At 63.1% G+C, this 10,529-nt stretch carries 11 protein-coding genes; 7 read left to right on the top strand and 4 right to left on the bottom strand.

The genetic code is table 11. From position 1 onward, the window contains the following. Positions 1 to 165 precede the first annotated feature (165 nt). A complete protein-coding gene (locus VQ575_RS08630) occupies positions 166 to 900 on the bottom strand; it encodes a thioesterase II family protein (protein ID WP_325919454.1) in 735 nt (244 codons plus the stop codon). A 133-nt stretch (positions 901 to 1,033) separates the two neighbouring features. Here VQ575_RS08630 and tam point away from each other — a divergent pair, with 133 nt between their 5' ends. Continuing rightward, positions 1,034 to 1,804 (top strand): trans-aconitate 2-methyltransferase, encoded by a 771-nt coding sequence (tam, locus tag VQ575_RS08625; protein WP_325919453.1) that lies wholly within the window; start codon positions 1,034 to 1,036, stop codon positions 1,802 to 1,804. 81 nt (positions 1,805 to 1,885) lie between these two features. After that, positions 1,886 to 3,019, top strand: coding sequence for a cupin-like domain-containing protein (locus VQ575_RS08620; protein WP_325919452.1), 1,134 nt, complete (start codon positions 1,886 to 1,888; stop codon positions 3,017 to 3,019). Positions 3,020 to 3,035: 16 nt separating this feature from the next. On the opposite strand, the gene VQ575_RS08615 is transcribed toward VQ575_RS08620, so the two are convergent. Beyond that, a complete protein-coding gene (locus VQ575_RS08615) occupies positions 3,036 to 4,208 on the bottom strand; it encodes an MFS transporter (protein ID WP_325919451.1) in 1,173 nt (390 codons plus the stop codon). 158 nt (positions 4,209 to 4,366) lie between these two features. Here VQ575_RS08615 and VQ575_RS08610 point away from each other — a divergent pair, with 158 nt between their 5' ends. From VQ575_RS08610 to VQ575_RS08595, 4 genes are all read left to right on the top strand, one after another. Beyond that, entirely contained in the window at positions 4,367 to 5,167 is an 801-nt protein-coding gene (locus VQ575_RS08610) for an SDR family oxidoreductase (RefSeq protein ID WP_325919450.1), read from the top strand. Further along, positions 5,160 to 6,983, top strand: a complete 1,824-nt coding sequence (locus VQ575_RS08605; protein WP_039594564.1) for a glycoside hydrolase family 15 protein — start codon at positions 5,160 to 5,162, stop codon at positions 6,981 to 6,983. The genes VQ575_RS08610 and VQ575_RS08605 overlap by 8 nt, the downstream gene beginning before the upstream one ends. 184 nt (positions 6,984 to 7,167) lie before the next feature. Continuing rightward, positions 7,168 to 7,545 carry a hypothetical protein gene (locus tag VQ575_RS08600; RefSeq protein ID WP_045155519.1) on the top strand — a complete coding sequence of 126 codons (378 nt, stop codon included), beginning with the start codon at positions 7,168 to 7,170 and terminating at the stop codon, positions 7,543 to 7,545. A gap of 28 nt (positions 7,546 to 7,573) precedes the next feature. Continuing rightward, positions 7,574 to 8,476 carry an alpha/beta fold hydrolase gene (locus VQ575_RS08595; protein WP_198725815.1) on the top strand — a complete coding sequence of 301 codons (903 nt, stop codon included), beginning with the start codon at positions 7,574 to 7,576 and terminating at the stop codon, positions 8,474 to 8,476. On the opposite strand, the gene VQ575_RS08590 is transcribed toward VQ575_RS08595, so the two are convergent. Next, on the bottom strand, positions 8,445 to 9,431 hold the full coding sequence (locus VQ575_RS08590; protein ID WP_325919448.1) for a GlxA family transcriptional regulator: 987 nt from the start codon (positions 9,429 to 9,431) through the stop codon (positions 8,445 to 8,447). The genes VQ575_RS08595 and VQ575_RS08590 overlap by 32 nt on opposite strands. Before the next feature lie 100 nt (positions 9,432 to 9,531). On the opposite strand from VQ575_RS08590, the gene inhA reads away from it, so the two are divergent. After that, positions 9,532 to 10,218, top strand: coding sequence for an isonitrile hydratase (inhA, locus tag VQ575_RS08585; protein ID WP_045155516.1), 687 nt, complete (start codon positions 9,532 to 9,534; stop codon positions 10,216 to 10,218). Positions 10,219 to 10,266: 48 nt separating this feature from the next. On the opposite strand, the gene VQ575_RS08580 is transcribed toward inhA, so the two are convergent. Then, a complete protein-coding gene (locus VQ575_RS08580) occupies positions 10,267 to 10,524 on the bottom strand; it encodes an Atu4866 domain-containing protein (protein WP_039594569.1) in 258 nt (85 codons plus the stop codon). Between the last annotated feature and the right edge of the window lie 5 nt (positions 10,525 to 10,529).

Below are 10,529 nucleotides of genomic sequence, written 5' to 3'. Positions count from 1 at the left end.
TTCTGGGTATCCGGAATCAGTGGGCACAAGGCACAAAGGCATGTCGTCCCTATGAAACGAATGCAAACCGGAAAAATTAGCGATTGGGAATCACTATCGAGAGGGAACAAACCCGTGGCGAGGGAGCTTGCTCCCGCCTCGCCACAAAAAAAGGTATTGAATGGGCTAGGCGCTGATGGCCAACCCATGCCGCCGATGGTGCACGCTCAATTGATCCTTGATCAGCCGCAGCACCCGGGCTTCGTGTTCATGGATGAAAAAGTGCCCACCGGCCAACATGTCCACCGAAAAGCTGCCGCAGGTTTCCCGGCTCCAGCCAATCAACTGTTCGGTGGTGGCCTTGTCCGCAGTGCCGCCGAGCACATGCAAGGGACAGTTGAGCACAGGCCGAAGCCGTGGCTGGTAGCGCCCGCAAAGCAGGAAGTCCGCCCGCAGCACGGGCAAGGTCAGGGCCATCAACTCTGCGTTGGCCAACACTTCTTCGCTGGTGCCGTTGAGGGTGCGCAGTTGATCGATCAGTTCGGCATCGGTTTTCGGCTCGGCGAAGCCGCGATCATAGTCGGCGCGCATCGTTGGCGCCGCAGTGCCGGAGGCGAACAGCGCCACCGGTTCCGGGCAGCCCAGCTCGCGCAGGGCATGGGCGATCTCGCAGGCCAGCAGCGCACCCAGGCTGTGACCGAACACCGCGTACGGAGCCTTGAGCGTCGGGTACAATTCGCGCGCCAGTTGCCTGGCCAATGGCCCCATGTCGGTGTGCAGCGGTTCGGCGAAACGTGCCCCGCGCCCCGGCAATTCCACGGGCTGCACCGTCAGCCACTGTGGCACCTTGCGCCGCCAACGGCTGTACACCATCGCGCTGGCGCCGGAATACGGCAGGCACAGCAGGGTCAGTTGGGTCACTGCGGTTTTCTCCGATCGTTTGTATAAAAAGAATAACGAGGCCAGGCTGCGAAGAATTAGTCACCGGCCTCTGCCCCGGATGCACCTTATACTTCACGCCCCATGGCTTTGGTCTGCCCTCAAGGAGAACACAATGAGCTGGTCCGCCCAACAATATGTCGCTTTCGAAGAGGAGCGCACCCGCCCGTCCCGGGATCTGCTGGCGGCGATCCCGCCGATGCAGGCGCGGCAAGTGATCGACCTGGGCTGCGGCCCCGGCAACTCCACCGAACTGTTGGTGCACCACTTCCCCGACGCAACGGTGCGTGGCCTGGACAGTTCCGCCGACATGGTCGAAGCCGCCCGCAAGCGCTTGCCCAACGTGACATTTGCCACCGCAGACATTGGCCGATGGCACGAAAGCGGCCCCTTCGATGTGATCTTCGCCAACGCCGTACTGCAATGGCTGCCAGACCACGCCACCTTGCTGCCGTCGCTGGTGGACAAACTCGCGCCGGGTGGCAGCCTGGCGATCCAGATGCCCGATACGCTGCACCAGCCGTCCCATCGCTTGATGCGGGACATCGCCGCCGATGGCCCCTGGGCAAGCCAACTGGCCGGGGCGGCTGATTCGCGGACCGAGGTAGAGGACGCCAGCACCTATTATTCGATCCTCAAGTCCCATTGCAGCCGGGTCGATGTGTGGCGCACCACTTATCATCATCCACTGGCCGGCGGCGCTTCGGGTATCGTCGAATGGTTCAAGGGCAGCGGCTTGCGTCCGTTCCTCGAACCGCTGGACGCAGCACAGCGCGAGCAATACCTGGAGCAGTATCTCAAGGCCATCGAACAGGCCTATCCGACCCTGGACGATGGTTCGGTCCTGCTGCCGTTTCCAAGGATTTTCATCGTCGCGACACGCTAGGGCGACGGTCGGCGGCGAGGGCTAAATTTCCGGTCACGGCCCTCGTTACCTGCTAGACCAAAAACCGCAAGAGTGACCGCCGTGGACCTGCAAACCATTCTGGGCAAGCTGTTCGCCAATGCCGGCGCCGTTGGTATCGAAGGCGTTTTCCAATTCGTGTTCGGCCCGCACCAGGCGTTCTGGTCCGAGGTCAAGGCCAGCAGCCACACCCAGGCTGGCCGCCACGCCAGCCCCGACGTCACCATTGAAGTGGCGGAAAAGGATTTTCTCGGGATCATGGCCGGCCAGGCCAATGTCGAGGAACTGTTCGCCAGCGGTCGTTTGAAGATTGGCGGCAACATGGGGCTGGCGACCTTGCTGCCGCAGATCATCGACCATGCGCGCCATGGCAGTCGCCCGGTGGAAAAGGTCGACATGAACAAGCGCTACCCCACCCCGTCGCGCTTCAGCGAAACCCTCACCGCCAGCCTGCCCACCCAACGCAGCGTGGAGCGTCGGCCGCGCAGCGAGCTGTCGGTGCAAGCGTTCCAGGCGCGTTATCTGCCCCATGGGATTCCGGTGGTCATCAGCGATGCGCTGCAGGATTGGCCGTTGTTCAAGCTCAGCCGCGAAGAAACCCTGGAGCATTTCGCCGAGCTGCAAGGCATCACACGCCATGGCGATTACGTGAAGAAAACCTTCTCCACCGAGCGGGACTTCCGCTCCACCTCCATGGCGGACTTCATCGCCTCCCTCGACAACCCGGCGCCCAAGCGTGCCGACGGCGAACCACCGGCCTACATGGGCAACAATATCTTGCCGGCGCGATTAATGGAGCTGATCAAATACCCACCCTACTTCGATCCTGCGCTGTTCATTGCGCCGCGCATCTGGATCGGCCCCAAGGGCACCCTCACACCCTTGCACCGCGACGACACCGACAACCTGTTCGCCCAGGTCTGGGGCCAGAAAACCTTCACCCTCGCCGCGCCCCATCACCGCGAGGCCCTGGGCACCTGGTCGACCGCGCCCCAAGGCGGGCTGGACGGCTGCGACTTCAATCCGGACGCGCCGGACTACGGCCGTTTCCCCAAGGCCCGGGACGTGACCTTCATGCGGGTGACCCTTGAGGCGGGGGATTTGCTGTTTTTGCCGGAGGGTTGGTTTCACCAGGTGGAGTCGGTGTCCACCTCGCTGTCGGTGAATTTCTGGGTGAACTCGGGGCGGGGTTGGTGAAGCCAGGACTGCGCGTTCACTTTTGCTGCCGGTAGCTCTGCACCGCCGCCGCCAGCACCACCGCCCCGGCCGCAATCGCCAGCCAGAACCCACTGCGCGCGCCAAACGTATCCACCAGCCACCCCGAACCGGCCGCGCCGATCGCCACGCCGATGCTCAGGCCGGTGACCAGCCAGGTCAGGCCTTCGGTCAACCGGGCCGGGGGCACGATGCGCTCGACCAAGGCCATGGCGACAATCAGGGTCGGCGCGAAGAACAGCCCGGCGACGAACACGGCCAGGGACAAGCCGAGGATATTGCTCGCCAACAGCAACGGCAGCGTGGTAATCGCCGTCGCCACCCCGCCGTACAGGAACAGCCGCGGCAACGGCAGTTTCGAGCGCAGCGCACCGAACGCCAGTCCGGCCAGGCACGAGCCGATGGCATAGACCGACAGCACGATGCTCGCCGCCGCCGGTTGCCCCTGATGCTGGGCGAACGCGACGCTGACCACATCCACCACGCCGACGATGATTCCCATGGCGACCATCAGCAACAGCAGCAAAAGCACATCGCTTGAACGGATGATCGAACCCTGATGATGCGCCTGGTGCGGATGCACAGGTGGTTCGGTGCCACGCTGCAGGACAAATGCCGTCACGCCGATTGCCAGCAGCAGCACCGAGACCAGGGGCCCCGCCTCCGGGAACGCCGCCACGCACAACCCCACCGACAGCGGCGGCCCGACGATGAAGCAGACCTCGTCCAGCACCGATTCCAGCGCATACGCGGTGCGCAGTTGGGGCTGGCCGCGATACACCTCGGTCCAGCGCGCCCGCACCATCGCCGACATACTGGGCATGCAACCGGCCAGGGCCGCGAACAGGAACAGCGTCCAATGGGGCGCCTGCAATCGCGTGCACAACAGCAACATCAACAACGCCCCGCCACCCAGCAAGGCCGCCACCGGCAACACCCGCCCCTGGCCAAAACGGTCGACCAGTCGCGACACCTGGGGCGCACAGAACGCGGTCGCCAGGGCAAACGTCGCCGCCACCGCGCCTGCCAGTCCGTAGCCGCCCTTGAGCTGCGACAGCATGGTGATCACGCCAATGCCGGTCATGGAGATCGGCATGCGCGCGATCATTCCCGCCAACACGAAGCCGCGGCTGCCAGGGGCGGTGAACAATTCACAATAGGGGTTTGCCATGGAACGCGGCCTCAACAAGGGCCTGCAACTTGCCATAAACGAACATGCCGGGGAAAGCGCAAAACTGTGGGTGAAATGTGAAGACTGCCTGCTGCAAATGAACTCTCGGCCGGTGGCGCCAGTCAGCAAGTAAGGCCCTCAGCTCAAGGTGCTACCCCATGCAGATTTCCCTCGCCCGACAAGTAGCCTTGGTGACCGGTGCCAGCTCCGGCATTGGCGCAGGCTCGGCCAAGGCACTGGCGGCGGCCGGAGCCGCCGTGGTCCTCAATTACCATTCCAGCGCCGGCCCGGCACAAGACCTGGCCCGCGAGATCAACGACAGCGGTGGCCGCGCCATCGCCATCGGCGCCGACGTGTCGAAGGAGCAGGACGTCGAACGCTTGTTCGCCCAGACCCTCGACGCATTCGGCACGCTCGACATTCTGGTCGCCAACTCCGGCCTGCAAAAAGACGACGCCACCGTCGACATGAGCCTGGACGACTGGAACACCGTCATCGGCGTCAATCTCACGGGCCAGTTCCTCTGCGCCCGCGCCGCCCTGCGAATCTTCAACCGCCAGGGCATTCGCCAAGGCGTGTCCCGCGCCGCTGGCAAGATCATTCACATGAGCTCAGTCCATCAGCGCATACCTTGGGCCGGCCACGTCAACTACGCGGCATCCAAGGGCGGTATCGACCAGCTCATGCAGACCCTGGCCCAGGAAACCAGCCACCAGCGCATCCGCATCAATAGCATTGCACCCGGCGCCATTCGCACGGCGATCAATCGGGAGGCCATGGAGGCCGACAAGGAGCAGAAACTGTTGGAGCTGATCCCCTATGGTCGTGTGGGCAATGTGGAAGATGTCGCTAATGCGGTGGTCTGGCTGGCGTCGGACTTGTCCGATTATGTCGTGGGCACCACGCTGTTCATCGACGGCGGAATGAGCCTCTATCCGGGGTTCCGCGGCAATGGCTGATCATGACGAACCGCAAAGCCCCATCGAGAATCACGGGATTATTGGCGACATGCGCACCGCCGCGCTGGTCAATGATCGTGGCAGCGTGGACTTTTTCTGCTGGCCGGAATTCGACAGCCCATCGATCTTCTGTTCGCTGTTGGACACTCCTGACGCCGGTATCTTCCAACTTTCGCCGGACTTGCCGGACGCCCGTCGCCAGCAAATCTACCTGCCTGACACCAATGTCCTGCAGACCCGCTGGCTGAGCGACGGCGTGGTGGTAGAGATCACCGATCTGCTGCCCATCGGCGACAGCGAGGATGACCTGCCTGTGCTGATGCGCCGGGTACGCATGACAGTCGGCAGCGCGACGTTTCGCATGCGTTGCGCGGTGCGCCATGATTATTCCCGTGCCGCGACCACGGCGCGCCAGGACGGCGACCACATCGTATTCGAAGCCGCGCAACAACCCAGCCTGCGCTTGTGCGCCGACCAGCCCCTGACGCTCGACGGCCAGGCGGCAGTGGCCGAGTTCACCCTGGCGCAAGGCCAGACCGCGGAGTTCCTGCTGGGCAGCATCGACGACCCACGCCTCGTGGACGACACCAGCACCTTGTGCCTGGAGCGAACCCTGGCGTTCTGGCGCGGCTGGATCAGCCAATCCAACTACCGCGGTCGCTGGCGAGAGATGGTCAACCGCTCGGCGCTGGCGCTGAAACTGCTGACGTCACGTAAGCAGGGCGCCATCCTCGCCGCCGCCACCTTCGGCCTGCCGGAATCACGTGGCGGCGAGCGCAATTGGGATTACCGCTACACCTGGATCCGCGACGCCTCGTTCACCGTCTACGCGTTCATGCGCCTGGGCTTTGTCGACGAAGCCAACGCCTACATGCGCTGGCTGCGCGGCCGGGTCAGCGACTGCTGCGATCAGCCAACCAAGCTCAACATTCTCTACGGCCTGGACGGTCGGCTTGAGTTGCCGGAAACCGAGCTGACGCATCTGAAGGGCTTCGGCGACGCGCGACCGGTGCGTATCGGCAACCTGGCCTACCAGCAGGTGCAACTGGACATCTTCGGCGAGTTGATGGACGCGGTGTACCTGGTCAACAAATACGGTGAAGCCATCTCCCATCAGGGCTGGAAACACACGGTCGATGTGGTGGACCAGGTGTGCACGATCTGGCAGGACAAGGATGTCGGCATCTGGGAAATGCGCGGCGACAAGCAGCATTTCCTGCATTCGCGGCTGATGTGCTGGGTGGCCGTGGACCGCGCCATCCGCCTGGCGAGCAAACGCTCCCTGCCCGCCCCGTTCGCCCGTTGGGATGAAACCCGCCAGGCCATCTACGACGACATCTGGACGAATTTCTGGAACGACGAGCACCAACATTTCGTCCAGCGCCTGGGCAGCACCGCCCTCGACGGATCGATGCTGCTGATGCCGTTGGTGCGCTTCGTCAGCGCCCGCGACCCGCGCTGGTTGTCGACCCTGGACGCCATCGAAAAAGACCTGGTGCGCGACGGCATGGTCTATCGCTACCGCACCGACGACAGCCCCATCGATGGTCTCAGCGGCACCGAAGGTTCGTTCGTCGCCTGCTCATTCTGGTACGTCGAATGCCTGGCCCGCGCCGGCCGCGTGGAAAAAGCCCAGCTGGAATTCGAACAACTGATGCGCTACGCCAATCCGCTGGGGCTGTACGCCGAGGAATTCGACAGCCACGGTTATCACCTCGGCAACCTGCCCCAGGCATTGAGCCATTTGGCGCTGATCAGCGCGGCGAGCTTCCTGGATCGCAAGTTGAGTGGGGAGAAAAATCACTGGCAGCCGTGAGCTGCGGTTATGACTGACGACAATCCCGTGGCGAAGGAGCTTTCTCGCTCGCCACGTTGGATTCCAACAAAGCTAAACGCATTTCGCCGGCTGTAGGTTGCCAGCCCCCCAACCCTCTCCTAAGATCGATGCACGCAAGGGTGCAGCGGAGCTGCGCGATAAAAACCCGATTCAAGGATTCGACATGACCCATATCAAACGCTCCATCACCGCCGAGCTCCGATCAGGGCTGACTCGCGACGAACTTTGGGACGATCAGGACAAAGGCTTGATCAAATGCTGGGAAATCGGCCGCGAACGGGCAGCGAGGTTCCCGGAACTGGCGCAACGCTGTCTGGCCGGTGAGTTGCCGGTGCTGGGCTGGAAAGGCGGGGTCAGCCGCAGCCTGAAGAAGACCGCCAAGTTCGGTTGTCTCAAGTACCTGGCCCAATGGCAGGGCCTGCGCGGCGAAGACCTGGACATCGACCTGACCCAGGAGCGCACCCTGACCTGCTCCAGCACGAACATGGTCGTGACGTTCACGCCGGACCGGGCCAAATACCTGAACCAGGAGCCCGCCTGACCTCAACCGATCCAAGCCGGAGACCGACATGACATCTGCGTCCAAGGTCAATTTCACGGTGACGCCACTGCTGCGCATCGCCTATGAAGAACACGGCACCGCCAGCGGCGACCCGATCGTTCTGCTGCACGGTTTTCCCTACGACCCGCGCACCTTCGACGAAGTTGCCCCGGTCCTGGCCCAACGCGGCTATCGGGTCATCGTGCCGTACCTGCGCGGCTATGGCCCGACCCGGTTCAATGAACCAGCCATCGCCCGCACCGGCCAACAGGCCGCATTGGCCCAGGACCTGCTGGACCTGATGGACACCCTCGACATTCCCCAAGCAGCGCTGTGCGGCTATGACTGGGGTGGCCGTGCCGCGTGCATCGTGGCCGCCTTGTGGCCCGAGCGCGTTCGCTGCCTGGTCACTGGCGATGGGTACAATCTGCAGGACATTCCTCGCTCCACCGAGCCGCTGGATCCGCAAACCGAGCATCGTCTCTGGTATCAGTATTACTTCCACACCGCACGCGGCGTTGAAGGTTTGAAGCGGAACCGCCGGGAACTGTGCCAGTTGCTCTGGCAGCTATGGTCGCCGACCTGGAAGCGCGGCGAGGAGCTGTACCGGCTGAGCGCGCCGTCATTCGACAATCCGGACTTTGTAGAAGTGGTGATCCATTCCTATCGCCACCGGTTCATGTACGCCCCCGGGGATCCGACGCTGGAATGGATGGAGGAAAAACTCGCGGAGCAACCGAAGATCAGCGTGCCGAGCATTTCCCTCTGCGGTGCCGATGACGGCGTGGGTCCACCGCCGGAGGACGATGAAGATGCAGGGCATTTCAGCGGATTCTACGAACGCCGCGTACTGCCTGGCGTCGGCCACAACATTCCCCAGGAAGCGCCGCAAGCCACGGTCAAGGCGTTGCTGGATCTGCTTGAGCGTTGAACCGCTCCCGATAGGCCTGGGGCGTCACGCCCACGGCTCGCAAGAAACTGCGGCGCAGGGTTTCTTCACTGCCGAAGCCACATTGCAGGGCAACGCGCTTGACCGGCACGGCGCTGTCTGCAAGCAGGCGGCGGGCGGTCTCGACGCGGATCAGCTCCACGGCGCGGGCTGGGGTCTGGCCCGTCTCGGCGCGGTAATGGCGGACAAAACTGCGTTCGCTCATGCCCGCCTCGGCGGCCAGGCTCGACAAGCCCAGGTCCCGCGTAAGATTCTCGGCGATCCAGGCATGCAACCTGTCGAAGCGACCGCCCCGCTTTTGTAGCGCCAGGGTAGCGCTGAACTGCGATTGCCCGCCGGGGCGCTTGAGGAAGACCACCAAGTGCCGCGCGACCTCCAAGGCCATCGTGCGGCCAAGGTCTTCTTCCACCAAGGCCAACGCAAGGTCAATCCCGGCCGTGACACCGGCCGACGTCCAGACCGGGCCGTCCTGGATGAAAATCGGATTGGGTTCGACCTGCAACTTTGGATGTTGCCGGGCGAGTTGTTCGCAGCGGGTCCAGTGAGTCGCTACCCGCCGCCCGTCCAGCCAGCCACTGGCGGCCAGCAAGAACGCGCCGGTACACACCGACGCGACCCTTCGCGAACGCATTCCTTGGTGCTTGACCCAGGCCACCAGGGCCGGATCCTCGGCGGCTTCGTATACGCCCCAACCGCCAGCGATCAACAACGTGTCGCTGCTTGCATTGGGAAGCGGCTCAGCCATCAGCGCCAACCCCGCCGACGACATCACCGCCCCGCCACCGGCAGCGACGACAGTCGGCGCATAAGGCGCCGGCAAGCCTTGCCCACGGGCCAGGTCGTTGGCTGACGCGAAGACTTGCAGAGGGCCGGTGACATCCAGCACCTGCACATTGGCGAAGGCCAGCACATGAACGGATTTCGGGGTATTTGGCATATTGGCGTGATTCGTGGGTTTATTGGCGAATACGCCAGATGCTACGAGCCTACAGTTAAACCGTCCACCCCTCGGGCAATTATCCAAAGGAGCAAGCGACATGACGTTGCAGATCGGTTTTCTGTTATTCCCACAGGTTCAGCAACTGGATCTCACCGGCCCTTATGACGTGCTGGCCTCGCTGCCGGATGTGAAAGTGCACCTGATCTGGAAAGACCTGGCACCCGTGACCGCCAGCACCGGGCTGGTCTTGCTGCCGACCACCACGTTCGAGGACTGCCCGAAGCTCGACGTAATCTGCGTACCCGGCGGCAGCGGCGTGGGTCCGCTGATGGAAGACGAGCAGACCTTGACCTTTATCAAGCGCCAGGCAGCCCACGCCAAGTACATCACCTCGGTGTGCACCGGTTCACTGGTACTGGGTGCTGCGGGGTTGTTGCAAGGCAAGCGCGCCACCACCCATTGGGCTTTTCACAGCCTGTTGCAGCCGATGGGCGCGACACCCATCAAGGACCGCGTGGTACGCGACGGTAATCTATTGACTGGCGGAGGCATCACGGCGGGTATCGACTTTGCCTTGACCCTGGCAGCAGAGTTGTTCGACCGGGACACCGCCGAGCTGGTCCAATTACAGCTTGAATACGCTCCCGCTCCACCATTTGCCTCAGGGAGCCCGGACACTGCGCCTACGCAGGTACTGGAAGAGGCCAACCGACGTTCTGCGGAATCGTTCCGGGTGCGTTCGCAGATCACTCAGCGAGCTGCGGCACGGTTGGCAAAGGTGTAGCAGTGAGTTTCAGCCAGGCACCAAAGCCAGGTGCCTGGCTTGGCTGAGCTATTTCTCCTGGCGATACAAGACCATCCCGGCGTGGTACAGCACCCCATCGCGAAAATCCCCGTCGGCGGTAAAACCGGTATCGTCGTGATATTCGATATGGTCGTCCTGAAGCCAGTAGTCGCCCTGATAAGCGCTCTCTCGAGTGCCCCTTGCTTCATCGTACCGACCGCCCGGTAGCAGCCGATGGCGGATCACGCCATCGGCGGTTACCCAAAGGCCGACGAATTTGTCTTGGTTGCCGAATGCCTTTCTCATGGGAG

The organism is Pseudomonas frederiksbergensis (assembly GCF_035751725.1).
GTDB classification, from domain to species: Bacteria; Pseudomonadota; Gammaproteobacteria; order Pseudomonadales; family Pseudomonadaceae; genus Aquipseudomonas; species Aquipseudomonas frederiksbergensis_A.
This window is presented reverse-complemented; position numbering and strand designations above follow the sequence as displayed.

What these genes read in the sequence shown, in the direction of transcription:
- VQ575_RS08610 (WP_325919450.1), top strand. Translation starts at nt 4,367, where the DNA reads ATGCAGATTTCCCTCGCCCGACAAGTAGCCTTGGTGACCGGTGCCAGC.
- VQ575_RS08595 (WP_198725815.1), top strand. Translation starts at nt 7,574, where the DNA reads ATGACATCTGCGTCCAAGGTCAATTTCACGGTGACGCCACTGCTGCGC.
- VQ575_RS08615 (WP_325919451.1), bottom strand. Translation starts at nt 4,208, where the DNA reads ATGGCAAACCCCTATTGTGAATTGTTCACCGCCCCTGGCAGCCGCGGC.
- VQ575_RS08600 (WP_045155519.1), top strand. Translation starts at nt 7,168, where the DNA reads ATGACCCATATCAAACGCTCCATCACCGCCGAGCTCCGATCAGGGCTG.
- VQ575_RS08580 (WP_039594569.1), bottom strand. Translation starts at nt 10,524, where the DNA reads ATGAGAAAGGCATTCGGCAACCAAGACAAATTCGTCGGCCTTTGGGTA.
- inhA (WP_045155516.1), top strand. Translation starts at nt 9,532, where the DNA reads ATGACGTTGCAGATCGGTTTTCTGTTATTCCCACAGGTTCAGCAACTG.
- VQ575_RS08605 (WP_039594564.1), top strand. Translation starts at nt 5,160, where the DNA reads ATGGCTGATCATGACGAACCGCAAAGCCCCATCGAGAATCACGGGATT.
- tam (WP_325919453.1), top strand. Translation starts at nt 1,034, where the DNA reads ATGAGCTGGTCCGCCCAACAATATGTCGCTTTCGAAGAGGAGCGCACC.
- VQ575_RS08590 (WP_325919448.1), bottom strand. Translation starts at nt 9,431, where the DNA reads ATGCCAAATACCCCGAAATCCGTTCATGTGCTGGCCTTCGCCAATGTG.